Source organism: Rhodococcus sp. TAF43 (assembly GCF_052113525.1).
Classification (GTDB): Bacteria; Actinomycetota; Actinomycetes; order Mycobacteriales; family Mycobacteriaceae; genus Prescottella.
This window is the reverse complement of the sequence record NZ_JBFRDL010000013.1, coordinates 1-24080: the sequence shown is the minus strand read 5'-3', so window position 1 is coordinate 24080 and position 24080 is coordinate 1. Positions and strand designations below refer to the sequence as shown.

General features: G+C 68.7%; 26 protein-coding genes. 12 read left to right on the top strand and 14 right to left on the bottom strand.

Annotated features, from left to right (window positions below; all coding sequences use genetic code 11):
* Position 1: 1 nt before the first annotated feature.
* From AB4Z09_RS11380 to mhuD, 3 genes are all read right to left on the bottom strand, one after another.
* The gene (locus tag AB4Z09_RS11380) at positions 2-805 is read right to left on the bottom strand and encodes a CbtA family protein (protein WP_174907984.1); all 804 of its coding nucleotides are present in this window, start codon (positions 803-805) and stop codon (positions 2-4) included.
* Positions 796-945 (bottom strand): CbtB domain-containing protein, encoded by a 150-nt coding sequence (locus AB4Z09_RS11375; RefSeq protein ID WP_254622941.1) that lies wholly within the window; start codon positions 943-945, stop codon positions 796-798. The genes AB4Z09_RS11380 and AB4Z09_RS11375 overlap by 10 nt, the downstream gene beginning before the upstream one ends.
* A gap of 126 nt (positions 946-1071) precedes the next feature.
* A complete protein-coding gene (mhuD, locus tag AB4Z09_RS11370) occupies positions 1072-1386 on the bottom strand; it encodes a mycobilin-forming heme oxygenase MhuD (RefSeq protein WP_114723411.1) in 315 nt (104 codons plus the stop codon).
* A 43-nt stretch (positions 1387-1429) separates the two neighbouring features.
* Here mhuD and AB4Z09_RS11365 point away from each other — a divergent pair, with 43 nt between their 5' ends.
* Positions 1430-2170, top strand: a complete 741-nt coding sequence (locus tag AB4Z09_RS11365) for an alpha/beta fold hydrolase (protein ID WP_174907986.1) — start codon at positions 1430-1432, stop codon at positions 2168-2170.
* 3 nt (positions 2171-2173) lie between these two features.
* Here AB4Z09_RS11365 and AB4Z09_RS11360 read toward each other — a convergent pair whose 3' ends face one another.
* Positions 2174-3052 (bottom strand): A/G-specific adenine glycosylase, encoded by an 879-nt coding sequence (locus AB4Z09_RS11360; RefSeq protein WP_174914412.1) that lies wholly within the window; start codon positions 3050-3052, stop codon positions 2174-2176.
* Between the two features lie 99 nt (positions 3053-3151).
* On the opposite strand from AB4Z09_RS11360, the gene AB4Z09_RS11355 reads away from it, so the two are divergent.
* Positions 3152-3778 (top strand): carbonic anhydrase, encoded by a 627-nt coding sequence (locus AB4Z09_RS11355; RefSeq protein ID WP_114723408.1) that lies wholly within the window; start codon positions 3152-3154, stop codon positions 3776-3778.
* A gap of 104 nt (positions 3779-3882) precedes the next feature.
* Complete coding sequence (locus AB4Z09_RS11350; RefSeq protein WP_174907987.1) at positions 3883-4566, top strand: hypothetical protein; 684 nt, start codon at positions 3883-3885, stop codon at positions 4564-4566.
* A gap of 9 nt (positions 4567-4575) precedes the next feature.
* Here AB4Z09_RS11350 and disA read toward each other — a convergent pair whose 3' ends face one another.
* Positions 4576-5661 (bottom strand): DNA integrity scanning diadenylate cyclase DisA, encoded by a 1086-nt coding sequence (gene disA / locus AB4Z09_RS11345; RefSeq protein WP_114723406.1) that lies wholly within the window; start codon positions 5659-5661, stop codon positions 4576-4578.
* 140 nt (positions 5662-5801) lie between these two features.
* Here disA and AB4Z09_RS11340 point away from each other — a divergent pair, with 140 nt between their 5' ends.
* Positions 5802-6362 carry a PaaI family thioesterase gene (locus AB4Z09_RS11340; RefSeq protein ID WP_114723405.1) on the top strand — a complete coding sequence of 187 codons (561 nt, stop codon included), beginning with the start codon at positions 5802-5804 and terminating at the stop codon, positions 6360-6362.
* A 3-nt stretch (positions 6363-6365) separates the two neighbouring features.
* Here the strand turns inward: AB4Z09_RS11340 and radA are convergent, their stop codons facing one another.
* Positions 6366-7754, bottom strand: a complete 1389-nt coding sequence (gene radA / locus AB4Z09_RS11335; protein ID WP_442239744.1) for a DNA repair protein RadA — start codon at positions 7752-7754, stop codon at positions 6366-6368.
* Between the two features lie 87 nt (positions 7755-7841).
* Positions 7842-8441 (bottom strand): hypothetical protein, encoded by a 600-nt coding sequence (locus AB4Z09_RS11330; protein ID WP_429518324.1) that lies wholly within the window; start codon positions 8439-8441, stop codon positions 7842-7844.
* A gap of 297 nt (positions 8442-8738) precedes the next feature.
* Between AB4Z09_RS11330 and carD the strand changes: the two genes are divergently transcribed.
* Genes carD through rlmB form a run of 5 tightly spaced genes read left to right on the top strand, consistent with a single transcriptional unit; the run spans position 8739 to position 12850 of the window.
* Positions 8739-9227 (top strand): RNA polymerase-binding transcription factor CarD, encoded by a 489-nt coding sequence (gene carD, locus AB4Z09_RS11325; RefSeq protein WP_005515676.1) that lies wholly within the window; start codon positions 8739-8741, stop codon positions 9225-9227.
* Between the two features lie 2 nt (positions 9228-9229).
* Complete coding sequence (gene ispD / locus AB4Z09_RS11320) at positions 9230-9922, top strand: 2-C-methyl-D-erythritol 4-phosphate cytidylyltransferase (protein WP_442239743.1); 693 nt, start codon at positions 9230-9232, stop codon at positions 9920-9922.
* A 47-nt stretch (positions 9923-9969) separates the two neighbouring features.
* Positions 9970-10446, top strand: a complete 477-nt coding sequence (gene ispF / locus AB4Z09_RS11315) for a 2-C-methyl-D-erythritol 2,4-cyclodiphosphate synthase (RefSeq protein ID WP_114723401.1) — start codon at positions 9970-9972, stop codon at positions 10444-10446.
* An 11-nt stretch (positions 10447-10457) separates the two neighbouring features.
* A complete protein-coding gene (gene cysS, locus AB4Z09_RS11310; RefSeq protein ID WP_114723400.1) occupies positions 10458-11864 on the top strand; it encodes a cysteine--tRNA ligase in 1407 nt (468 codons plus the stop codon).
* Positions 11864-12850, top strand: coding sequence for a 23S rRNA (guanosine(2251)-2'-O)-methyltransferase RlmB (gene rlmB / locus AB4Z09_RS11305; protein WP_174907997.1), 987 nt, complete (start codon positions 11864-11866; stop codon positions 12848-12850). Before cysS ends, rlmB begins: the two co-directional genes overlap by 1 nt.
* Here the strand turns inward: rlmB and AB4Z09_RS11300 are convergent.
* Complete coding sequence (locus tag AB4Z09_RS11300) at positions 12835-13701, bottom strand: biotin-dependent carboxyltransferase family protein (protein WP_442239742.1); 867 nt, start codon at positions 13699-13701, stop codon at positions 12835-12837. The two genes, rlmB and AB4Z09_RS11300, sit on opposite strands and share 16 nt — an antisense overlap.
* A gap of 55 nt (positions 13702-13756) precedes the next feature.
* On the opposite strand from AB4Z09_RS11300, the gene AB4Z09_RS11295 reads away from it, so the two are divergent.
* On the top strand, positions 13757-14446 hold the full coding sequence (locus AB4Z09_RS11295) for a ZIP family metal transporter (RefSeq protein WP_174908001.1): 690 nt from the start codon (positions 13757-13759) through the stop codon (positions 14444-14446).
* A gap of 22 nt (positions 14447-14468) precedes the next feature.
* Here the strand turns inward: AB4Z09_RS11295 and AB4Z09_RS11290 are convergent, their stop codons facing one another.
* The 6 genes from AB4Z09_RS11290 to AB4Z09_RS11265 form a co-directional block, all read right to left on the bottom strand.
* Complete coding sequence (locus AB4Z09_RS11290; RefSeq protein ID WP_442239772.1) at positions 14469-15944, bottom strand: gamma-aminobutyraldehyde dehydrogenase; 1476 nt, start codon at positions 15942-15944, stop codon at positions 14469-14471.
* Between the two features lie 41 nt (positions 15945-15985).
* Entirely contained in the window at positions 15986-16345 is a 360-nt protein-coding gene (locus tag AB4Z09_RS11285; RefSeq protein WP_114723396.1) for a cupin domain-containing protein, read from the bottom strand.
* Between the two features lie 94 nt (positions 16346-16439).
* Positions 16440-16958: an Lrp/AsnC family transcriptional regulator gene (locus AB4Z09_RS11280; RefSeq protein WP_217487182.1), complete on the bottom strand. Its 519-nt coding sequence runs from the start codon at positions 16956-16958 to the stop codon at positions 16440-16442.
* 27 nt (positions 16959-16985) lie between these two features.
* Positions 16986-18383 carry an NAD(P)/FAD-dependent oxidoreductase gene (locus tag AB4Z09_RS11275; RefSeq protein WP_114723394.1) on the bottom strand — a complete coding sequence of 466 codons (1398 nt, stop codon included), beginning with the start codon at positions 18381-18383 and terminating at the stop codon, positions 16986-16988.
* 37 nt (positions 18384-18420) lie between these two features.
* Positions 18421-19881 (bottom strand): aldehyde dehydrogenase family protein, encoded by a 1461-nt coding sequence (locus tag AB4Z09_RS11270; protein WP_442239741.1) that lies wholly within the window; start codon positions 19879-19881, stop codon positions 18421-18423.
* A gap of 379 nt (positions 19882-20260) precedes the next feature.
* Complete coding sequence (locus AB4Z09_RS11265) at positions 20261-21655, bottom strand: flavin monoamine oxidase family protein (RefSeq protein WP_174908007.1); 1395 nt, start codon at positions 21653-21655, stop codon at positions 20261-20263.
* Between the two features lie 428 nt (positions 21656-22083).
* On the opposite strand from AB4Z09_RS11265, the gene AB4Z09_RS11260 reads away from it, so the two are divergent.
* Positions 22084-23502 (top strand): APC family permease, encoded by a 1419-nt coding sequence (locus tag AB4Z09_RS11260; protein WP_174908009.1) that lies wholly within the window; start codon positions 22084-22086, stop codon positions 23500-23502.
* Positions 23499-23879: a DMT family transporter gene (locus AB4Z09_RS11255; RefSeq protein WP_174908012.1), complete on the top strand. Its 381-nt coding sequence runs from the start codon at positions 23499-23501 to the stop codon at positions 23877-23879. Before AB4Z09_RS11260 ends, AB4Z09_RS11255 begins: the two co-directional genes overlap by 4 nt.
* The last annotated feature ends 201 nt before the right edge of the window (positions 23880-24080 follow it).

Below are 24080 nucleotides of genomic sequence, written 5' to 3'. Positions count from 1 at the left end.
TCTAGCGGGTCACGCGGCGGTGGGCGCGTTCCGTGAGGAACGCGAACGCCAGCCCCAGCGCGAGCCACAGCATGGCCTGCGTTGCGAGCGAAGAGACCCGGAACTCCCACAGCAGCGTGGCCGGGAAGTCCTCGCCGACCTCGTTGATGCCGGGAAGCGCGATGTACCCGATTGCAGCCACGACGAGGAACGCGGCCACCTGGCCGATGACGCGCAGCGTCACCAGTTGCTGGTTGCGCAGTGCGCGCCCCACGTACACGGCCACGGCCACGGCGGCCAGTCCCAGGATCACCGACGCGAGCCACAGCAGGGTGCGCTCGTTGATGGTGTCCGGGTCRCCGACGGCCGGCGGATTCGCCGGGTACTTGAAGAACGGCACGGCTTCGATTGCGAGCCAACCGCATCCGGCGACGGCGATTGCCAGTAGCGGCCCGTTCACGGCGGTGAAACGGCGTGCGTAGTGCACGACGACCGCGAAGATCGCACCGAGCGCCAGCCCGGCCAACGCGGTTGCGAGGAACAGGCCTGCGCGCTGGCCGGTGCGGCTGACGAGGGGTTCTTCGTCACCGTGGGAGTGTCCCGCGGACTCTTCCGCGGCGCCGGGATCCGTGGTGGCCTCGCCCGCGTGATGGTCCGCTCCAGGCGCCTCGGCGGCTGCTGCCGACTCCTCGATGTTGATCGCGGCCTGCACGTGCGGCTCGCCGAGCGTGAACGCGACGGCACCGGCGAGCAAGCCCGCGATCAGGCCGGCCAGCAGCCCGCGGAGGAGGGTCTTGAAACTGTCCGTGAGCGTGGTCAGTGGCACGGCAGGCCCAGCAGGTGCCGACCGTCATGCATGAGCTTGTGCATGTACATGCCGCTGCGGGAGATTGCCCCCTGGTCGAATCCGACCAGGTAGAGGGCCAGCATTGCGTGGAGAACTACTGCGACGGTGATGGCTCCGATCGCTGCCGGTTCCGTCGATCCATCGCTCTGTCGAGCGCACTTTTGCACCCAGGGGGTCACGGTGTCAATCGAGCGATGGGCACCGTGACCGAACCGGACGATTTGTCCGATGTGGAGGGGGATTCGTCAGGAACCGGACGCCGCTGCGACGTCGAGCACCACGTCGAACTCGAGCAGCGACGCACCGCTGGCGACCGGCTTCGCGCGCTCGCCGGCATGGGCTTCGCGGGCCGGGCCGCTGGCCCACGCCTGGAACGCCTCGTCGGACTCCCACTGCGTGACGACGAAGTAGCGGTTCTCGCCCTTCACCGGACGCAGGAGCTGGAATCCGAGGAACCCGGGGGAGTTCTCGACGGCGTGGGCGCGAGCGGCGAACCGCTTCTCCAGCTCGGGGCCGGCGCCCTCGGGGATCTCGATTGCGTTGATCTTCACGACTGCCATGACGTGAGGGTACTCCGGACGTCGGTGGGTTACCGTCGGTCTTGTGTTGCACGACGAGGGTGGGACGGGCCGGCCGATACTGCTGCTCCACGGGCTGATGGGCAGCTCGCGGACGTGGGTGCGGCACGTGCCCTGGCTGCGGGACCACGGCCGTGTCTACACATTCGACGCCGCCGGGCACGGACGCCCCATCGCGTCGGCTCCCACGACCGAACTCTTCGTGGCCGACCTCGCGGACGCGCTCGCCGCCGTCGACGAGCCGATCACCGTCATCGGCCATTCCATGGGCGCGCTGCACGCGTGGTGCTTCGCGGCCGCCCATCCCGGGCGGGTTCGCGCGCTGGTGCTCGAGGACATGGCGCCGGACTTCCGTGGTCGGACGGCAAACGATTGGGCGGCAATGGTTTCCGCGTGGCCGCAGCCGTTCCCCACCGAGGAGTCCGTCCTGGACTACTTCGGAGAGGTGGCCGGCCGCTACTTCCTCGACTCGTTCGAGCGCCGCGCCGACGGTTGGTACCTGCACGGTGACGTCGAGACGTTCCGCGACATCTCCGAGGAGTGGGGCACCCGCGACTTCTGGGCGCAGTGGGAGTCCGTGACGGCCCCCGCGCTGCTGATCGAGGGCGAGTTCACGATCACCCCGGAGGGACAGATGCGCCGCATGCTCGACGGCCACGACGACGCCCGCTACGTGTGGGTCGCTCAAGCCGGGCACCTCGTCCACGACGATCAGCCCCAGCGGTACCGTGACGCCGTCGAAGAGTTCCTGAAGACGTTGGACTGATCCTCAACTGCCCTCGCCGGCGAGGGCGAACAGTCCGTCCTCGGTCTGCTCGATCAACCCGTCGACGAGGAGCGAATCGAGTGCGCGGTCGCGCTGCCCGGGGTCGCTGAGCCACACGAGGTCGAGTCGCGCGCGCTCCACCGGGTGGGAGCTGTCGCGCAGCACGTCCATCAGCTTCCCGCGGACCTGGCGATCCGTTCCCGCGAACTTCTGCACCTTGCGGGGCTCGCCGACGTGCGCGGGCCGCCCGGCCTCCACCCATGCGCAGGTCGCCAGTGGGCAGCTCGCACAGTCGGGGGTCCGGGCGGTGCACACCGTGGCGCCGAGCTCCATCAGTGCGGCGGAGAACCGTGCGGCGCGGGCCCGGGTGCGCGGCAGGAGCGCATCGACGTCCGCCATGTCGCGCTTCGCGGACGGATTGCCCTGATCCGCCCGGCCGTGAACGGCACGCGCGACGACGCGTCGAACATTGGTGTCCACTACGGGAACTCGCTGCCCGTATGCGAAACATGCCACGGCACGGGCGGTGTAGTCGCCGATCCCCGGCAGGCCCAGCAGGACGTCGACGTCGGTGGGCACCTGGTCGCCGTGCCGGTCGGCCAGCACGCCCGCGCACTCGTGCAGGCGCAGTGCCCGGCGCGGGTAGCCGAGCTTTCCCCACGCGCGCAGCACGTCCGCCTGGCTCGACGCGGCCATCAGCGACGGCACCGGCCAGCGCCGCACCCATTCCTCCCAGATCGGCGCGACGCGGACGACGGGGGTCTGCTGCAGCATGATCTCGCTCATCAGAATGTGCCAGGCCGTCACGCCGTCGCGACGCCACGGCAGGTCCCGGGCCTGCTCGTCGTACCAGCGCAGCAGTGCTGAACCGTCCACCGACATCGAAACTCTCACCCTTCTCCGCACACTGCCGGGCGCTCGTCGCGCCGTCGCCATCGGTCCAACCGAGACGGCGGCCACGCGAAGGTGCACAATTGCCGCATGCCCAATTCCAACCCGATCTCCGCTTGGAAAGCCCTCAAGCAGGGTAACGAGCGCTTCGTCAGTGGCACCCCGCTGCATCCGAGTCAGGGTATTGCCGACCGCGCGAAACTGGTCGACGCCCAGCACCCGACGGCAGTGCTCTTCGGTTGCGGCGACTCCCGCGTCGCCGCCGAGATCATCTTCGACGTCGGTCTCGGCGACATGTTCGTCGTCCGCACGGCCGGTCACGTCATCGACAGTTCGGTGCTCGGGTCCATCGAGTACGCCGTCGAGATCCTCAACGTGCCGCTCATCGTCGTGTTCGGCCACGACGGCTGCGGCGCGGTCAAGGCCACGCTCGACGCCCTCGACAAGGGCCGGATCCCCAACGGCTTCATCCGCGACGTCGTCGAACGCGTGGCTCCGTCGATCCTGATGGGTCGGCAGGAGGGCCTCACAACCGTCGACGAGCTCGAGGGCCGGCACGTGGTCGAGACCGGTTCGCTGCTGATGCAGCGTTCGCGCATCATCGCCGACCGGGTGGAGAAGGGCACGTGCGCAATCGTCGGCGTCACCTACAAGCTCTCCGACGGCGACATCAAGCTGCAGGGTGTGGTGGGTGACATCGGCGAGTCGGTGGACTGAGGCCGAGCCGAACGTGTCCACTCGGCCACCCCGGCCGTCTTCGCAGACGCGACACGCCGGGACCGAAGAAGCGAGGGCAGGTCGTATGGAATTACGGTTGAGTCGTGCTTGAACCGAACGGACCGTTGCCCCCTGAGATCTACTGGCGTCGACGGGCGCTCGCCATCGGTGGTGTCGTCGTGGTCGTCGCGCTGCTGGTGTGGATCATCGCGTCGGTCCGTGGTGGCGGAGACGACCCGGAGTCGGCGGCCGCGGCGGCCACCTCCGAGCTCACCGAGCCGAGTACCACCGCTGGGGCCGGGCCCTCGGACGGGTCGGGGTCCTCGACGGCCGACGCCTCGGGCACCAGCGTGTCCGGAACGACTGCGGCCTCCACGAGTGCCGGCCCCGAGGTGGCCCCGTGTGCCGACCAGTCGTTGGCGTTGAAGGTGTCGCCCGACCGTCCCCAGTACAAAGCGGGTGACGAGCCGAGCTTCTCGATCGCGATCACGAACATCGGCACCAGCAAGTGCGAGCGGGACCTGGGCTCGGGACTGCAGCAGGCGCTCGTGTACTCGCTGAACGGCAGCAACCGGCTGTGGTCCAACGTCGACTGCTACCCCGATGCGGATCCGGCGATGCAGGTCCTCGAGCCGGGTGGGCAGGCACGATTCACCGTCAAGTGGTCGGGCACCACCTCGGAGCCGGGATGCAAGGCCCCGCGCGTTCAGGTCGCGCCGGGCGCCTACACGGTGGTCGCGCAACTCGGCGAGCTGCGTAGCTCCCCGGAGCCGTTCAATTTCTCCTGACGCGGCGAACTAGTCGTACGGTCCGCTGATCGAGGCCTCCGCGAGCCGTGAGAGGCCCTCGCGGATGTGCCGGGCCCACAGGCCACCGATGCCGTCGACGGACTGCAGGTCCGCGGCCGTGGCCGCGAGCAGCCCCTGCAGGGTCCCGAACGAGCTCACCAGCCGGTGGATCTGCAGGAACTGCAGCCGGGGCACCCGGGTGAGCACCCGGTAACCGCGCGGGCTCATCGGTGCGTCGAGCGCCTCGATGGTGCCCGGGTAACCGAAGGCGCGGGCCAGGGTGGTGAGGTCGAGCAGATCCACGTCGGTGAGCTTGTCGAGCGCGGACAGCGTGCTCTCCACCGCCGTCGTCGAGGCGGGCTCGGATCCGGCCAGGTAATCGCGCACCATGAGCTGGCGGACCGTGTCGTTGTCGCCGACCAGTTCCTCGAGCTGCAGCGCGAGCTGCCGGCCGTCGGTGCCCAGCTCGAGCACGTCCTGTTCGATCTCGACGGACACCCGGCGCACCATCTCGAGGCGCTGCACCACGGTCAGCGCGTCGCGCAGCGTGACGAAGTCCTCGATCTCGACGACCGACAGCTGACGGGTGACCCCGTCGAGCCGGGCCTTGTACCGCTCGAGGGTCGCGACGGCCTGGTTCGCGCGGGACAGGATGGTCGCCGACCCGTTGATGACGTGTCGGATTCCGCCGACGTACACGCTCACGATGCTCATCGACTGGCTCACCGACACGACGGGGTAGCCGGTCTCGATCGCGGTGCGCTCGGCCGCGCGGTGGCGCGTTCCGGACTCCACGGTGGGGATCTTGTGGTTCGGCACCAGTTGTACGTTGGCGCGGACGATGCGGGTGCCGTCGGTGGAGAGGACGACGGCACCGTCCATCTTCGACAGCTCGCGCAGGCGGGTGGGCGCGAACTCGACGTCGAGCTCGAATCCGCCGTCGCACAGCTCCTCGACCTGGTCGTCGTAGCCGAGCACGATCAGGGCGCCGGTGCGCCCGCGCAGGATGCGCTCGAGTCCGTCGCGCAGCGCGGTTCCGGGGGCCAGGCGCGCGATCGTTTCGCGGAGCACCGCGGACGGCGTGGCATCGTTCATCGCGAAATCCCCCCTCGTGCGGTCGGCGCTTTCCGGTCGGCGCCTCGGGTCCGATCGGACGGAATCCCGAGTGCGTTAGACGTCACATCTGGCCGAGCCGCATTCCGGCCGCGGTCGGGCCGCCTCTACATTACCTAGTTGTGAGCAGTACTTGGACCTTGCCCGATGACCTTGTCCTTCCCGAGCTGCCGGATTTCTTCCCGGCGCCGGGAGAGCCGCTTCCCCAGCACTGGTCCAAGTGCTTCGGCTGCGGTGACGACCAGCCCGCCGGTATGGCGATGACCTTTCTCGCGGGAGAGAACCTGTCCGTCACCGGGCGCCTCGAGGTTGCCAAGCGTTACCAGGGTGGCCCCGGCGTGATCCACGGCGGCATCCTCTCCACCGCGTTCGACGAGGTGCAGGGCATGGCGTGCATGGTTCTCGGCGGCCCCGTCGTCACTGCGCACCTCGAGATCGACTTCGCGCGTCCGATCCCGCTGGGTTCGGTGCTCGAGTTCCGTGCCCGCATCGAGGGCACGGTCCGCCGCAAGGCGTACACGACCTCGGAGGCGTTCATCGTGGAGGGGCCCGGCGTCGACCCGGAGACGCCCGTCGCGACCTCGCGCGGCCTGTTCCTGACCGTCAACCCCGAGCACTTCGCTCCGACGGCGGCCTTCGTCGACGGCGAACCGATGTCGCCGTTCGGCACGTCGGCGGTCTGACCCTCACCGAAGATTCAAGGCCCGCAGGGCATCTCCGACGTTTCCCACTTCGACGGGACGGATGCCCTTCGGGAGTTCGCCGGAGGCGAGCGGAACGACGGCGCGGGTGAATCCCAGCCGGGCGGCTTCCGCGACGCGGCGGCCCACACCCGCCACGCGTCGGACCTCACCAGCCAGGCCGACCTCGCCGAGCACCACGGTGCCGGCGGGGATCGACCGGTCCTTGCCGGCCGATGCGACCGCGACCGCGAGCGCCAGATCGCACGACGGGTCGGTCATCCGCATGCCGCCGACCGTCGCGGCGTAGACCTCGCGGTCGGACAGTTTGATGCCGTGGCGGCGTTCCAGGACGGCCAGCACCATCGACACCCGCGCCGAGTCGAGTCCGCTCACGGCGCGACGCGGCGACGGGTTGTTGGTGGGCGCGACCAGTGCCTGGACCTCGCCGAGCAGGGGACGCTTGCCGTCCATCGTGACCGTGACGGCGGTGCCCGGCACCTCCTCGGCCCGGTGGTGCAGGAACAGCCCGGACGGGTCGCTCACCCCGACGATGCCGTCCTCGCGCAGTTCGAAGCAGCCCACCTCGTCGGCCGCGCCGAACCGGTTCTTGATGCCGCGGATCATCCGCAGCGTCGAGTGCTTGTCGCCCTCGAAGTGCAGGACCACGTCCACCAGGTGTTCGAGCGATCGGGGACCGGCCACCGCGCCGTCCTTGGTGACGTGGCCGATCAGCAGCACCGGAACCCCGCTGGCCTTCGCGAGCGACGTGAGCGCACTGGTGATGGCCCGCACCTGCGTGACGCCGCCGACGACGCCGTCGACGTCGGCGGCGAGCATCGTCTGCACGGAGTCGACGATCAGCAGCGTCGGGCGGACCTGCTCGACGTGTCCCAGTACCGTCGCGAGATCCGACTCGGCGGCCAGATACACCCGTTCGTGCACCGACCCGGTGCGATCTGCGCGCAGCCGGACCTGACCCGCGGATTCCTCGCCTGTGACGTACAGCGCGCGGTCGTCGGGTCCGCGGCACGCCCACCGGTGCACGACCTCGAGCAGCAGCGTCGACTTGCCGACGCCGGGCTCGCCGGCCAGCAGCACCACCGAGCCGGGAACGACGCCACCGCCGAGGACCCGATCGAGTTCGTCGACGCCCGTCGGCTTGGCGCGAGTGGCGGTGCCGTCGATCTGGGTGATGGGGGACGCCGGCGTGGTCGGCAGCAGCGCGGCGGCACCGGCGCGTGCCAGTGACGCGCCCGGGCGGGACGCGACCGCAGCGAGGACCGGAGCCTCGTCCATCGAGCCCCACGTGCCGCACTCCGGGCAGCGGCCGACCCACTTGGCCACAGTGTGCTGACACGACGAACACCGGAAGCTCGATTTAGCTTTTGCCACGCGCGCAGCCTAGTGGTCCCGACCGACAGAGGAGCCCGGGCGACGGTGTCGCCCGGGCTCCTCCGGAAGTACGTCCGATCCGACGGATCAGTGATGACCCTCGGCCACGTCGGGGGACTTCTCCGACTCGTGGCGCTCGGTCTTCGGGCCGGCGTCGACCGGCACCTGCACGACGACGTCGCCGGCGTTCTCGAAGGAGAAGGTGACCGGGAACGTCAGGCCGGGCCGGACGCCCTCGCGGATGTCCTCGAGCGTGACGTCGATCAGGCTGACGTGCTCGGGGGCCTGCTCGGGCACCGAGACGTCGGGGTTGCCCGCACCGAGAGCGGCCTGCGGCTTGATGTCGCGGCCGCCCTCCTTGTCGTCGATGGTGACGGCGCCGGCGAAGTCGGTCTTGATGCCCTTCAGGCGGTCGGACTCGTGCTCGCTGAGGTTGATCGCGGTGAACGCGAGCTGCGCGTTGCCGCCCGGTTCGATGCTGAACTCCTCGGAGTTCGGGTACACGACGTGCACGTTGCGCAGTGCGATGTCGCCGCTGGTCGCCTTGTTGCCGTTCACCGCAGCAACCTGGGTGGCGGTCTGCGAGACCTGACCTGCGCCGCACGCGGACAGCACGAGCGTCGCGCCGGCAGCGAGAGCGACAGCGGCCATGACTCGGCGAGTCGGCGACGCATTGAGAGCAGTCACGGGTTGTCCTCCATGGGTCAGGTTCACAATCCACTAGGCAGAGTAGTAGTCGGCTCGGAGCGGCTGTGCGCTGGGTACTCGTTACGAGGTCGTGTCGGGCGCACAACGGTTGTCCGCGTGCAGGTTCGGTGGCGCCCCACGGGTCGCTCCGCAGGCGGTTCGCGCGGCCCGAAATGCACGGTTGGTGCGGCCTGTCAAGCCCTAAGATCAGGTAAGGACGCCCCTGACCTGCGCCGTTGATGGGACGATCGATTGGTCACGTGTTAAACTCGAAAGATCGAAAGGGGCACGGGACAGATGATTTTTAAGGTCGGAGACACCGTCGTATACCCCCATCACGGAGCGGCGCTGATCGAGGCAATCGAAACCCGCACCATCAAGGGTGAACAGAAGGAATACCTCGTTCTGAAGGTCGCGCAGGGCGATCTCACCGTCCGCGTTCCCGCGGAGAACGCCGAGTACGTCGGCGTGCGTGACGTGGTCGGCCAGGAGGGTCTCGACAAGGTGTTCCAGGTGCTTCGTGCGCCGCACACCGAGGAGCCGACGAACTGGTCTCGCCGGTACAAGGCGAACCTCGAGAAGCTGGCCTCGGGTGATGTGAACAAGGTCGCAGAGGTCGTTCGTGACTTGTGGCGGCGTGAGCAGGACCGCGGCCTGTCCGCGGGTGAGAAGCGGATGCTGGCCAAGGCGCGGCAGATCCTCGTGGGTGAGCTCGCTCTGGCGGAAGGCACCGACGACGCCAAGGCCGAGATCATTCTCGACGAGGTCCTCGCCGCCGCGTCCTGACAGTGGGTGAGAACCGAGGACCGGTCGTAGCGCTGGTCCCTGCAGCCGGACGTGGAGTCCGGCTGGGCGAGTCCGTCCCGAAGGCGTTCGTCGAGTTGGGCGGGCGCAGCATGCTGCGCCGAGCCGTCGACGGACTCCTCGAGTCGGGCGTCGTGGACATGGTCGTCGTGATCGTGCCCGAGGCGCTCGTGGACGAGGCGCGGGCGGATCTGCCTGGCGGCGTCGTCGTGGTTGTCGGGGGCGAGGAGCGGACCGACTCGGTCCGCGCCGGACTCGCGGCAGCCACGGGCGCCGAATTGGTGCTGGTGCACGACGCGGCGCGCGCTCTGACGCCGCCGTCGCTGATCGCTCGAGTGGTCGCGGAACTTCAGGCGGGACGCAAAGCGGTCATTCCGGTGCTGCCCGTCAGCGACACCATCAAGACGGTCGACGTGCTCGGTGCCGTCACCGGAACACCACCACGCTCGGAGTTGCGCGCCGTCCAGACGCCGCAGGGCTTCGAGGCGTCGCTACTGCGCCGCGCCTACCTGGACGTCGACGGCGACGCGACGGATGACGCCGGCCTCGTCGAGCGACTTGGCGAGCGGGTGCGCACCATCGTCGGTGAGCCCGAAGCATTCAAGATCACCACACCGTGGGATCTCGCTCTGGCCCGGATTCTGCTGGGGCAGGCGGGACCGGCGGAGTCCGAGTAAGTCTGAGTAAGTCTGAGTTTCTTTTTCGAGCACAGGGAGCCCTACGCRTGCGAGTCGGAATCGGCACCGACGTCCATCCGATCGAGCCCGGCCGTCCGTGCTGGATGGCAGGGTTGCTGTTCGAGGACGCCGACGGATGCTCCGGGCATTCCGACGGCGACGTCGCGTCGCACGCGCTGTGTGACGCGTTGTTGTCGGCCGCGGGCCTGGGCGATCTCGGTTCGGTGTTCGGCACCGGTCGTCCGGAGTGGGACGGCGTGAGCGGTGTGCGGATGCTCACCGAGGTCCGGAGCCTGCTGTCCGACGCCGGATACGTCGTCGGAAATGCGTCGGTGCAGGTCATCGGCAACCGGCCCAAGATCGGTCCGCGTCGGGAGGAGGCGCAGCGCGTCCTCGGGGACGTGCTCGGCGCACCGGTGTCGGTGTCGGCGACGACGACCGACGGACTGGGTCTCACGGGTCGCGGAGAGGGCATCGCTGCCGTCGCGACCGCGCTGATCATCCCCGCTGATCGCGACCGGTAGAATCGCACGTCGTGACCTTGCGCCTATACGACACCGTGACACGGGCTCCGCGTGACTTCGTTCCGCTGACCCCCGGACATGCCTCGGTGTACCTGTGTGGCGCCACCGTTCAGGGCGACCCCCACATCGGGCACGTTCGCAGTGGCGTCGCATTCGACGTGCTGCGCCGCTGGCTGCTCGCGCACGACTACGACGTCGCGTTCGTGCGGAATGTCACTGACATCGACGACAAGATCCTGAACAAGGCCGCCGAGGCGGGCCGCCCCTGGTGGGAGTGGGCCGCGACGTACGAGCGGTCGTTCGACTGGGCGTACCAGCAGCTCGGTGTGCTGCCGCCGTCTGTGGAGCCGCGGGCGACCGGGCACATGACGCAGATGGTCGAGATGATGCAGCGCCTCATCGACAACGGCCACGCGTACGCGTCCGCCGGCGACGTCTACTTCGACGTGGTCAGCTACCCCGACTACGGCAAGCTGTCCGGTCACAAGCTCGACGACGTCCACCAGGGCGAGAGCGTGGCCGAGGGCAAGCGCGATCCGCGGGACTTCACGCTGTGGAAGGCCGCGAAGCCGGGCGAGCCGTCGTGGCCGACGCCGTGGGGCCCGGGACGACCGGGCTGGCACCTCGAGTGCTCGGCGATGGCCGAGTTCTACCTCGGTAAGGCGTTCGACATCCATTGCGGTGGAATGGATCTGGTGTTCCCGCACCACGAGAACGAGATCGCGCAGGCGAAGTGCGCGGGCGACGACTTCGCCCAGTACTGGTTGCACAACGGCTGGGTCACCATGGGTGGCGAGAAGATGTCGAAGTCGCTAGGGAACGTGCTGTCGGTGCCGAACGTGCTCAAGCAGGTTCGCCCGCAGGAACTGCGGTACTACCTCGGCAGCGCCCACTACCGGTCGATGCTCGAGTACTCCGAGACCGCGCTGCACGAGGGTGCGGCCGCCTACCGTCGCTGCGAGTCGTTCGTGACGCGCGTCGTAGAGCGGGCCGGTGAGGTCCCGGTGGGCAAGTGGACGGCGGAGTTCGCCGCCGCACTCGACGACGACCTGGGTGTGCCGTCGGCGCTGGCCGAGATCCACGGCCGGGTCCGCGAAGGCAACATCGCGCTCGAGTCCGGTGATCTCGACGGTGCTCGCGCGCTGGCGTCGCAGGTGCGGGCGATGCTCGGCATCCTCGGTGTCGATCCGCTGGATCCGCAGTGGGCGTCCGCGACGGACAACTCGACGGCGCTCGATGCCCTCGACGTCCTGGTTCGGGCCGAGCTCGACCGGCGTCAGCAGGCCCGGGCCGACAAGAACTGGGCAGTGGCCGACGAGGTCCGGGACCGGCTGGCCGAGGCCGGTATCGAGGTCACGGACACCGCGAACGGGGCCGAATGGTCCCTCAAGCAAGCTTCTAACGAATCGGGACAGTGATGGCTGGAAATTCGAGCAGGCGCGGCGCGATCCGCAAGGACGGCACCAAGAAGGGGCAGGTCAGCGGGTCCGGCGGCAAGCATCGCCGGGGTCTCGAGGGCCGCGGCGCGACGCCTCCGGCGGAGGCCCGCACCAAGCATCCCGCCGCGAAGCGGGCCCGGGCCGCGGCGAAGGCGGCGCAGCAGCGTCCCACCGGCGGTGGCCGCCCCGGCGCGGGTCGTCTGCCGGCCGGCCGCAAGGCCGAGGACGGTCCGGAGATGGTGCTGGGCCGCAACCCGGTCGTCGAGTGCCTGCGCGCGGGTGTCCCCGCGACGGCGCTGTACGTCGCGGTGGGCGCCGAGAGTGACGATCGCCTCAAGGAATCCGTGCAGCGTGCGGCCGACATGGGGATCTCGATCCTCGAGGTGCCGCGCACCGACCTGGACCGTATGAGTGCCAACGGACTGCACCAGGGCATCGGCCTGCAGGTGCCGCCGTACAAGTACGCGCACCCGGACGATCTGCTGGCGTCGGCCCGCACCAACCAGGAGCCCGCGCTGCTGGTGGCCCTGGACAACATCACCGACCCGCGCAACCTCGGCGCTGTCGTGCGTTCGGTTGCCGCGTTCGGCGGTCACGGTGTGGTGATCCCGCAGCGTCGCAGCGCCAGCGTCTCCGCTGTCGCCTGGCGCACCAGCGCCGGTGCCGCGGCCCGTCTCCCCGTCGCGCGGGCCACGAATCTCACTCGCACACTGAAGGATTGGCAGTCCAAGGGTGTCCAGGTCGTCGGCCTGGACGCCGGCGGCGACACCACCCTCGACACCTACGAGGGCACCGGCCCGGTCGTCATCGTGGTCGGTTCGGAGGGCAAGGGACTGTCGCGGCTCGTGCGCGAGACGTGCGACGCCGTCCTGAGCATCCCGATGGCCGGACCGGTGGAGTCGCTCAACGCGTCCGTCGCCGCGGGCGTCGTGCTGTCCGAGATCGCGCGTCAGCGTCGTAGCTGACGGAACTTGATCCGACATCCCGGTCGCAGCTGAGCTGCGGCCGGGATGTCGTCTTCCACGACCACGGCGATCACGGGATAGCCCCCCGTGACCGGATGGTCGGCGAGGAACAGCACCGGCATGCCGTTCGGCGGCACCTGTAGCGCGCCGGTCACCATGCCCTCGCTCGGCAGTTCGCCGTGACGGGAGCGGTGCAGCGGTCCCGGCCCGTCGAGGCGTGCGCCCACGCGGTCGGTGTCGGTGCTGACCGTCCACGTCCGGTGCACCAGGGCGGCCAGGGAGGCAGGGGTGAACCAGTCGTCGCGCGGACCGGTGCGAACGCGTAGTTCGACGGGATCTCCGGGCGGCGCGGGTGGCGGGATCAGTTCCTCGATCGGCAGCTCGCCGTGGAGGCTTCCCACCGGCAGGCGGTCGCCGTCCCGGATCGGTTCGGGGCCGATGCCGGAGAGGGTGTCGGTGGCGCGGCTGCCCAGGATCGGCGTGACGTCGATGCCGCCGCGCACCGCAAGGTAGGTGCGTAGTCCCGCCGTGGCCAGCCCCAGCACCACCTCGTCGCCGTCGCGCACGTGCAGGGTGGAGTAGTGCGGGCGGGGTTCCCCGTTCACCGTGAGCGGTGCCCGCGCGCCGGTGACGGCGAGGGTGGCCGGCCCGACCGCCCGCACCCGCAGACCACCGAGGGTCACCTCGAGCGTCGCGGCGCGGGGATCGTTGCCGACGAGGCGGTTCGCGCAGTCGTGCGCGACGATGTCGGCGGCCCCCGAGACGCCGACGCCGAGACGCGCATACCCGGGCCGTCCCCGATCCTGGACGGTGGTGCGTGCGCCGGCGCGCAGGACTTCGAGCCATGCCATGGGTCGATTGTCCTCGATCCCGGCAGGAGGTCGCAGTGCTTACTACGATCGATCGATGCTGACAGCTGCGCTGTACGGTCTCGGGACGGCTCTACCGTTGCTCTTCGGTGCGTGGGTGGGCCTGCGCTACAGCCTGCCGCGGCCACTGCTGGCCGCGCTCATGGCCTTCGGCGCCGGCACGATGGTGGCGGCGGTGTCGTCCGAGCTCTTCGCGCCGGCGTTCGCGATCGAGGGCGTGTGGGTCGCCGGGACGGCGCTGCTGGCCGGCGCCGTCGTGTACGTGGTGGCCGATCACCTCATCGAGAACAAGCTCGGTCCCGCGGCGCTGGGGTGGGCGCTGATGCTCGGGGCCCTGCTCGACGGCATCCCCGAGAACACCGCCCTGGGCGTCTCGCTCATGGAGGGCGGGGGAGTGGTGCTGTTGGTCGCGGTCGCGGTCGGCAACGTGCCCGAGGCCGTCGCCGGCGCCGCGTCGATGCGCGAGCAGCCCGGCTTCAACTCGCGGCGGGCGTTCGGGGTGTGGGCCGCCACCGCCGCGGTCCTGGTGCTGGTCGTCGTCGCGGCCAACGCCGTCTCCGACACCATCCCGGACAGCCGAATTGCCGTCATCCAGGCCTTCGCCGGCGGGGCAACCATTGCGGTGCTTGCGGATTCGTTGATGCCGGAGGCCTACCGCGAGGGCGGTTGGTGGGTGGGGATCTCCACCGCACTCGGGTTCCTCGTGGCGTTCGCGCTGGGCGCCTAGGAGTGCGAACGCCACGAGCCACTCAGTCCGTGCGGAAGACGGTCCTGTGCCACGCCTTCCGGGCGTCGCGCGAGAGGTCGAACATCACGTGCTTGACGGTGGTGTATTCCTCGAACGAGTAGGTCGACATGTCCTTGCCGAATCCGGACTGCTTGACCCCGCCGTGCGGCATCTCGCTGATGATCGGGATGTGGTCGTTGACCCAGACGCAGCCGGCGACGATCTCGCGCGTTGCGCGCAGCGCGCGGTGCAGGTCGGTGGTCCACGCCGATGCGGCGAGCCCGTACGGGGTGTCGTTGGCGAGGGCGATGGCCTCGTCGTCGTCGCGGAACGGTGTCACCGTCAGCACCGGGCCGAACACCTCGTCGCGGTAGATCTCGCTGTCGACCGAGGCTCCGGTGATCAGCGTCGGACGGTAGTACGCGCCCGTGGCGAGGGGTCCGTCACCGGCGCTGCCGCCGGTGACGATCGTTGCGTAATCGCGTGCGCGCGAGACCATTGCAGCGACGCGGTCGCGGTGTGCGTACGAGCTCAGGGGGCCCATGTCCGTCGCCTCGTCGCCGGTCGGACCCAGCGTGACCGACTCGTACAGCTCGGCCACGCCCGCGACGAACGCGTCGATCACCGACTCGTGCACGATCGCGCGGGTTGCGGCCGTGCAGTCCTGTCCGCCGTTGATCAGGCTCGCGRCCACGGCCCCGTGGACGGCGGCTTCCAGATCGGCGTCGTCGAACACGACGAACGGTGCCTTGCCGCCCAATTCGAGGTGGACGCGCTTGGCATTGGTGGCGGCGGCCTCGAGGATCGAGCGCCCCACCGCGGTCGATCCGGTGAACGAGATCATGTCGACGCCGACGTGGCGTGCCAGCGCCGCGCCGGACTCCTGGCCGCTGCCGACGACGATGTTGACGACGCCGTCGGGGACGCCGGCCTCGGTGATCGCCTCGGCCAGCAGCAGCGCGGTCAGGGGTGTGATCTCGGCGGGCTTGAGGACGACGGTGTTCCCGGCGGCGATCGCGGGGAAGATCTTCCACACCGCCATCTGCAGCGGGTAGTTCCACGGCGCGATCGCCCCCACGACGCCGAGCGGCTCGCGGCGGATGCTCGAGGTGTGCGTCGGCGAGTACTCGCCCGTCGCCTTTCCCTCGAGGATGCGCGCGGCGCCCGCGAAGAATTCGATGTTGTCGATCGAGCCGGGGACGTCGAACTCCCGTGCCAGCCGGATCGGCTTACCGCACTGCCGGCTCTCGAGCGCCGCGAGTTCGTCCGAGCGGCCGCGCAGGATGTCGGCGACGCGGAGCAGGAGCGCCGAGCGTTCGGCCGGGGTGGTCCGCGACCACGATCCGAAGGCGCGGCGCGCGGTTGCGACCGCGCGGTCGACGTCGTCGCTGCTCGCGAGGGTGACGGTGACGATCGTCTCGCCGGTCGAGGGGTCGATCACGTCCTGGGTGCAACCGGAGGCCCCTTCGCACCGGATCCCGTCGATGTACTGGTGCATCGTGTCCATGCTTTCGTCGTCGGAGTCTTAGAGCCGGGTGGTCAGGAGATGTAGATCTTGCGGAGCGTCTCGCGCACGGTCCACACGGTGCGCTGTCCGGCGTGCAGGCGGACGAGGGTGCCGGGGCGGAGATCGACTGCGGGAGAATCGTCCTCGAACTCGAGGGTGCCCTGGCCGTCGACGACGAAGAACACCTCGTCCGCCTCCACGTCGCGCGAGGTTCCCTGGGTGTGCTCCCATACCCCGATCGTCAACCCCGACAGCGACGACAGGGCCTGGTGGGCGGTGGTCGGCGATCCGTCGACGACGAGTTCGTCCGGGAGGGCCTTGTGGTCCAGAGTGACGTCGGGAACGACGACGCTGTCCTGGTGCGGGGCGGGCTGTGGATGCGTGGAAGTCATTGGTGGGCCTGTCGAGTCGTGTTTCGAGTAGTGAGGGTCGGACCCGAGCGAGGCCTGGCACGGGCGCCCCCGAACGGGTGCGCCCATGCCGCGGTCACTCGTCGAGCCCGACCGGTGCGGTGTCCGCCGAGACGACGTCGTGGAGCATCGGCGGGTTGCCGACTCCCCAGCCGTACGCCAGCTTGCCCACCTCGAGCACGAAGAACGACTCGGTGGAGAGCACCCCGTCGATGGCGTGCAACTGGTCGTGCATCAGGCGGGTGAAGTCCTCGGTGTCCTTGCAGATCACCTCGACGATGACGTCGTACCGCCCCGACGTGACGATCACGTAGCTCGTCTGGGGCAGTGCCGCCACCGCCTGGCACACCGAGCGTGCGGTGCCGGCGCGGGTGTGGATGCCGACCATCGCCATACGGTCGAAGCCGATTCGCATCGGGTTGGCGATCCCGACGATCTGCAGGATCCCGGCCTCCTCGAGTCGCTGCACGCGGTATCGCGCCGACGAGGCGGGGATGTCGAGCGCCTCCGCGATCTGCCGGTACGGGAGGCGACCGTCCTTCTGCAGGAGCTCGATGATCTTTGCGTCGATCGTGTCGATGCTCGGTGTGTTCAAGATGACCTCCGAACCGGTTCGGTACGACTAGGAATCGAATCCCAGTCCTATGCTGTCGAGGAGTCGCAACCACAGGTTGCGGCGACCGTGGTCGTCCTCCCTGGCCAGCGACCATCTGGTCGCCTGGACACCAAAGTAACGCACCGGTTCCGGGGGAAACGGAACGGCGGGGCGCCGGATCATCGCCAGTTCCGTCCGTTCCGTCTTGCGTCCGGCCAGACGGTCGAGCATCACCTGCGCACCGAAGCGGGTCGCGGTGACGCCCAGGCCGGTGAAGCCCGTCGCGTAGGCGACCCGTCCGCCGTACGCCGTTCCGGCGGTGAGGCAGAACCGTGTCGACGAGTCGATGATGCCGCCCCACGCGTGGGTGAACTGCACGTGGGCCAGTTGGGGATACGTCGTGGCGAAGTTCGTTGCGAGCCGCGCATACGTCTCCGGTCGGTCGAGGAGATCCTCGTCGCGACGGGAGCCGTAGTGGTAGATCGCGTCGTAGCCACCCCACAGGATCCGATTGTCCGCTGTCTTGCGGTAGTAGTGGAACTGGTTGGAGGCGTCGGTGAGACCGAGGTCCCCGGTCCACTTGATCGACTCGAAATCGGCGTCGCTCAGCGGTTCGGTGACGAGCGAGTAGTCGTAGACCGGGATGGTCGTGTTCGTGAGCCGGCGCAGAAGGGGCTTGAATACGTTGGTGGCCAGCGCAACTCGCTGGGCTTCGACCCGTCCTCCCCGCGTGGTCGCGGCGATGCGCCCGTCGGGCGTCTTGTCGATCGACGTGACGGGTGTGTTCTCGTGGATCTCGACACCGAGGTCGAGGCATGCCCGCCGGAGCCCGAGCACGAGCTTGTACGGATCGACCAGCGAGTAGTCGGGCAGGTACAGGCCGCCGACGTACGCGGGCGACGCGGTCCAGTCGCCCACCTCGGACGGCGGGATGAACTGCGACGGCTCGCCGTAGCCGCCGCTCATCTCGGAGTAGGCGCGCAGACCTTCGAGTTCCCAAGTGGTGCGGGCGAAGCTGACCTTGCCCGGCCGCCGGTAGTCGGCGTCGATGCCGTAGCGCTCGAGGGTCTGCTCGATCCCCGCGAGGTTGTCGAGCCCCATCCGGTGCATGGACGCGGCCTCGGACGGCCAGCGGTTCACGCCGTTCATGAGGCCGTGCGTGATGCTGGGGGAGCAGAAGCCGCCGTTGCGCCCGCTCGCGGCGTGCCCGACGGTGTGGCCCTCGAGGAGTACCACGCGCTGGTCGGGGTCCGATTCCTTGGCCATGAGTGCGGTCCACAGGCCGGTATAGCCTCCGCCCACCACCAGCAGATCGGCGGACAGCGTCGTCGCGAGCGCCGGGAGAGGCGTCGGGGCGGGCGTCACGTCGAACCAGTACGGGGAGCGGCGCACCCCGTCGATCGTCGACGGGCTGGTGGTGGGCATACGGAGACCTTTCATTGGAGAGCGTGTTCGTCGCGAATCAACGGTTCAGGTGCATGACACCGGTGCGCAGGTCGGACATGTCGATCAGCGTGTGCTTGCCGCCGATTCGGCCCCAGCCGGTGCCCTTGCCGCCGGCGCCGCCGAACGGCATGTTGATGTCCCAGAATCCGGTGCTGTCGTTGACGATCACCTGTCCGGTCTCGACCTCCTCGACGAATCGGTAAGCCTTGGAAAGGCTTTCGGTGAACACCGCTGCCTGGAGGCCGAGCGCGTCGCTGTTGGCCAGGCGGAGCAGTTCGTCGTCGTCGCGGCCGGTGATGACCGGCACGACCGGGCCGAACGACTCCTCCTTGCTGAGGAGGCCGTCCGGCGTGACGCCGTCTACGACGGTGAAGTCGTAGTACAGGTCGGTCGGGAAACCTTCGCGTCGACCGCCGCCGACGAGGATGTCGAACCCGCGCTCGCGGGCGTCGGCCAGGTGGCGATCCATCTTCGCGGCGACGCCCTCGTTGTTGAGTGGGCCGAGGTTGACCGCGGAGTCGAACGGGTCGCCGAGGCGGACCGTGTCGGAGTAGGCGACGAGCGCCTCGACGAATGCGTCGTGCACGTCGGCATGCACGAGGGCACGCTCGGTGGCGCAGCAGACCTGGCCCGCGCAGTAGTACGCGGCGTCGGCGGCGGCCTTGGCGGCAGCCTCGACGTTGGCGTCGGCGAGCACGATGAGGGGGCCGTTGCCGGAGCACTCCATGATGGACCGCTTCAGGCCGGCGGTCGCCTGGATCTTCGCGCCGGTCTGCGACGAACCGATGAAGCCGATGGCGTCGATGCCCGGATGCGAGACGAGGGCGGAGCCGRAGTCGCCTTCTCCGGGAAGGACGTTCACGAGACCGGCCGGCAGACCGGCGGCCTCGAACGCCTCCATCGCAGCCAACACGGTCAGCGAGGTGTGGGTCGGCGGCTTGACTACGTGAGCGTTGCCGGTGGCCAGGCCCGGTGCGACGAACTCGGTGAGCATCAGCAGCGGGAAGTTCCAGGGCGTGATGATGCCCCAGACGCCGACCGGCCGGTAGAAGGTCCACATCCGCTTCTGCGGATCGTTCGACGGCAGTGTCTCGCCGTGCAGGCGGACGGCGTCCTCGGCGTGCAGGTGGAACAGCTGTGCCGCCTCGGTCACGTCTGCGATGGACTCGGCGAGCGGCTTGCCCTGCTCGAGGGTCTGCAGGCGTGCCAGGACGTCGATACGCTTCTCGAGCTCGTCGCCGATGCGGTGGCAGATCTCGGCGCGCTGCCAGACGCCCACCTTCCGCCACTCGGCCTGGGCGCGATGGGCGGCGTCCACGGCCTTGTCGAGATCCGAGGTGGAGGGGACCGGGATGGTTCCGATGTGGCCGCCGGTGACCGGGCTGATCACCTCGACGGACTCGCCGGTGCTGCCGTCGGTGTACGCGCCGTCCACGTAGAGCTGCTGGCGCGGGGCGGTCGGGATGGATGTCGTCATGAGAAACCCTCTTGGTGTGGGGTAGGGCTGCCGATGCCCTCGGAGTCTGTGCTGGGGATCACTCGTTCCGTGCGAGTGTGGTCACGATAACTGCAATCGGGGTCGATGTCACCCCCGATGGGCAAATAATGCGTCTAAAAGTTGTTCAAAGAGCAAATTTGAAGCTGATCTTCAGCTCAATGTGCGGTGCTGTCGAATGAGCTGTCCGATGCGCCAGGGGACAGTCGTTCGCCGGTCAGTGCCTCGATCACACGCGCGAGATCGTTCGAGGACAGGCCGCCCTCGGACCGACCGGCACGGCGTTCTGCCTGCGGATGGCGCTGATTCTTCATGGCGCGAAGTCCTTTCGGGTGCCAGGGGCGTCGGTGGTCGAGCCGAGTTACAGGGCGCCCAGCGCCGCGGTCCCCGCAGCGCGACCCGAGTCGAGGGACGAGCTGACGGTGCTGGTGACCATGCCGGCCCAGAACACGGTCCGGTCGATCGGTTCGTACAGCCCGTCGCGGCGCGAGGTGGGCCCCGGGTAGGCGCCCCGGGCGTATTCGTCGAGCGACCAGTCGTAGGTCGACGCGGCCACGGTCTGCAGACCGGCATCACCGGCCATCGACCTGACCGCGTCCACCGACTGGGCCAGGCGCTCGGCTTCCGGCAGGGCGAGCAGTTCCCGGGCCTCGTCTCCGGTAGCCCAGGCGACGACGACCTGTCCCGAGTAGCCGGGTGCCGCGGCGGACCCGTTCCACAGGGTCGGCGGGTTCACCAGGTAGTCCTCCGCGAGGTCCCAGCCGTCCGGCAGGACCGGTGCGGAGAACTCCAGCAGGCCCTTGTAGACCGGCAGATAGACCACCTCGGAGATCCCCGAACGCTGGGTCGACGGCAACGGTGGGTCGAATGCGATCGCCTCTCGCTGCAGCACGCCCGCGGGCAGCGCGATCACGAGCTTGCGGGCGGTGAACCGGGTGCCTCCGGCGAGCACCTCCACGCCGTGGGAGGTGTAGGCCACCCGGGTGACCTCGTGATTCATTCGTACGTCGATTCCCTCGGCGAGAATCCGGACGATCTGGTCGTAGCCGCCGACGACTCGGAAATCCCCGTAGCCGTCACTGGGAATCTCGCCGCCGTCCGGTGCCGTGAGCGCGGTCTCGAGGTCCTCGACGACGTATCTGGCGGGGAGCTTGTCGAACTGCTCGCTGTCCACCTCGATGACCAGGAAGGCGAGCGGGTAGTTCGACCGGGTGATCCCCAGCCGTGCGAGGTACTTCTCGGCGGTCTCGCCGGGATTCGGGGCAGGAGGCGGTGATGGCAGATCCGGCTTTCCCTGCGGGAAGTTGTAGAACTCCCACGTGTTCTGGTCCACCCACGGCGAGCTCGGATCGAATCGGGACATCTCGGTTCCCCAGCGATGTGTCGAGATGTTCGCCGGTCCGACGATGTCCCACGTGGAGACGTCGGCGCCGTGGATGAGCTCGGCGCCCCGTTCCACAGGGATGCCCATGGTCGTTCGATCCGTCCACAGGCGCCCGCCGATGCGGTCGCGGGCCTCGAGGACGATTGCCGATCTGCCCGCGTCCACGACCGTTCGCGCCGCGCCCAGACCGGATACGCCGGCGCCGAGCACGATGACGTCCGCGTCGTTCGAGGCGAGCGATCCGAGCGATCCGGTCTGCGCTCGGGCCTGCGGGGTGCGGGCGAACAGGACCGCGGAGAGGCCTACGGCGCCGCCGTATCCGAGCAGTCGGCGTCGCGTCAGTTGGATATCTGGACCGTTGACTGGTTTCACCTGGGTTCTCCTGTGACGGCGTGCTGTGTGATGTGGCGCTGCCGACGCCATGAATGTGTGCTGAGTCACTCGTTCCGTCGAGTGCGGTCACGATAGCGACTCGGGAGGCGCCTGTCACTTCGATGAGCAAAAGCAGCGGGTTCGTACTGTCAATTGAGCAAGTTCGATGTCGGAATTCTTCCGGCATCGGCAAGGATTGCGAGGCGGTTCTGTCCAACGCCTACGGGCGTGAGTGAGGCTGTCGGGGCTTGTCATCGCTCGCGGCGTGATCCATACTTCGTCCGCCGCATCGACGTCGTCGGGTTCCGGGTCTCCGGGTCGATGGGTTCGATCCCCTTGCCGCGGGGGTCGATTCCGCACTGTTCCGTCCGAGTCACCGTCATATCCGGGTGCCCCTGTGGCGCCCCCCAACGGGACTTAGGAATGCCATGGCCGAAACAACGTCCACCGAACAGACCTCCACCGAACTGCACAAGACGATGCGCTGGTACGACGGCTTCGCGATGTCGCTGACGATGCCTGCCGCGTTGATCGCCTCGCTCGGCGCCTCGATCGTCGGCCTCGGCGGATGGGGTGCAGTGCTCCTGTGGAGCGTCTCGATGCTCCTCGCAACCGGGGCGAACTGGATCTACACCGAACTCGCCGCGATGTTCCCGGAGTCGTCGGGAGGTATCGCGGCGTACGCCGCCGAGGCGTGGAAGAAGCGTGCGCCGATCGTCGGACCGCTCGCCGCCATCGGGTACTGGTTCCCGTGGACCACATCGTTATCCGTCTACGCCGGCATCATCGGCGCCCTCGTCCAATCACAGTGGTTCCCGGATCAGGACTGGTCGTGGGAGCTGGGGCCGATCGAGCTGAACTTCCCGATCGTGGTCGGCCTGAGTGTGATCGGAATCCTCTACCTGCTCAACGTCGTCGGCGTTCGCATCACCATGACGTTCGTGTACATCACGGGCGGCATCCTGCTCATCCCGCTCGCGGTGTTCATCGTCGGACCACTGCTGGCCAACGGCTTCGACGTCTCCGGTCTGACCTGGAACCTGCACGGCGTCGAAGGCCTGCGCACGGCTCTCGTCTGGCTCTACGTCATGGCATGGACGTCGTTCGGCGTCGAGGTCTGCGCGACGTTCGCGCCGGAGTACCGGAACACCGTCTCCGACACGGCCAAGGCCCTCAAGGCGGGAGTCCTGTTCTCGCTCGGCGTCTTCGTGCTGCTGCCGCTTATCCTGACCGGGTACGTCGGCGAGGGCGCGATTGCGGACGCGCCCACCACGTTCTACGTCGAGGCCTTCCAGAACCTGGTCGGCGGCGCGGCTGACATCATGGTTCTGTTCCTGATCTGCTCGCTGCTGCTGATCATGGTGACCGGTCTCGCCGACGGCTCGCGCGTTCTCTACAACATGGGCAAGGAGGGAACGAGCCTCCGGCAGCTCGGCGTGCTGAACAAGCGCGGTGTTCCCGTCCGGGCGCTCACCGTGGCGCTGGTGGTCAACGTGCTGGTCCTGACCGTGCTCAAGACGCCGCTCGCGATCATCGTCACGGGCAACCTGGGCTACATCCTGACTCACATCTTCGCGCTGTCGGGTTTCTTCCTGCTGCGCAAGGACCGCCCCGACCTGACCCGTCCGATTCGCCTGCCAGCAGTCTTCGTTCCGCTGTCGCTGGTGCTCTCGGCACTCCTTGCTGTCATTCTCGTCGTAGGAGCCACGGGATTCGAGGTCACGGGGTACGGCGGCTTCAAGGAGCTGTCGGTGGCGTTCGGCGTGCTGGCAGTGGCGGTCGCGCTGTGGCTGTACCGACGCAACGTGCAGGATCGGCGTTCCGTCCCCGAACAGGTGCAGTCGTGAGCGCTTACGGACTGCTCGCCGGCGCGATCGCATGCGAGGTCGTCGCGACGCTCTCGCTCAAGGCCGCCGACGGCTTCAGCCGGCTCGCACCGTCCGTGATCGTCGTGATCGGCTATGCGATGGCGTTCGCGCTCCTGGGGTTCGCCCTCCAGCGCGGCCTGGACGTCGGTGTCGGCTACGCGATCTGGTCGGCCGTCGGAACGACGGTCGTCGCCCTGCTCGGCGTTCTCGTGTTCCGGGAATCGCTGTCCCTCACGGCAATCGCGGGGATCGCGCTGATCATCGTCGGCGTCGTGCTCGTCGACCTGGGCCACCGCACGCAGGCGCCGTCGCCAGAGGGACCGGAAAGTGCTGCCGCCGTCGTGGAGGGCCACTGACGGTGCGATGACGGAAGGCCCCCGGTACCCGAGCGATGGCTTGGCGGTTTCAAGGGGTCGTCGCAACACTGCCTGGTTTTAGGCGGTAAGTAGATCACGCAGACGCTCGGCTGGGGTATCCCAGTCGAGCGTTTTGCGTGGACGGCCGTTGAGTTCCGTTGAGTTCCTGGGCGACGTGTTCGAGGTCCTCGGGTCCGAACA

Coding starts and splice junctions, on each gene's coding strand:
- mhuD (WP_114723411.1), bottom strand. CDS start 1,386: ATGGCAGTCGTGAAGATCAACGCAATCGAGATCCCCGAGGGCGCCGGC.
- AB4Z09_RS11360 (WP_174914412.1), bottom strand. CDS start 3,052: ATGTCGGTGGACGGTTCAGCACTGCTGCGCTGGTACGACGAGCAGGCC.
- AB4Z09_RS11355 (WP_114723408.1), top strand. CDS start 3,152: ATGCCCAATTCCAACCCGATCTCCGCTTGGAAAGCCCTCAAGCAGGGT.
- disA (WP_114723406.1), bottom strand. CDS start 5,661: ATGAACGATGCCACGCCGTCCGCGGTGCTCCGCGAAACGATCGCGCGC.
- carD (WP_005515676.1), top strand. CDS start 8,739: ATGATTTTTAAGGTCGGAGACACCGTCGTATACCCCCATCACGGAGCG.
- rlmB (WP_174907997.1), top strand. CDS start 11,864: ATGGCTGGAAATTCGAGCAGGCGCGGCGCGATCCGCAAGGACGGCACC.
- AB4Z09_RS11300 (WP_442239742.1), bottom strand. CDS start 13,701: ATGGCATGGCTCGAAGTCCTGCGCGCCGGCGCACGCACCACCGTCCAG.
- AB4Z09_RS11295 (WP_174908001.1), top strand. CDS start 13,757: ATGCTGACAGCTGCGCTGTACGGTCTCGGGACGGCTCTACCGTTGCTC.
- AB4Z09_RS11285 (WP_114723396.1), bottom strand. CDS start 16,345: ATGACTTCCACGCATCCACAGCCCGCCCCGCACCAGGACAGCGTCGTC.
- AB4Z09_RS11275 (WP_114723394.1), bottom strand. CDS start 18,383: ATGCCCACCACCAGCCCGTCGACGATCGACGGGGTGCGCCGCTCCCCG.
- AB4Z09_RS11260 (WP_174908009.1), top strand. CDS start 22,084: ATGGCCGAAACAACGTCCACCGAACAGACCTCCACCGAACTGCACAAG.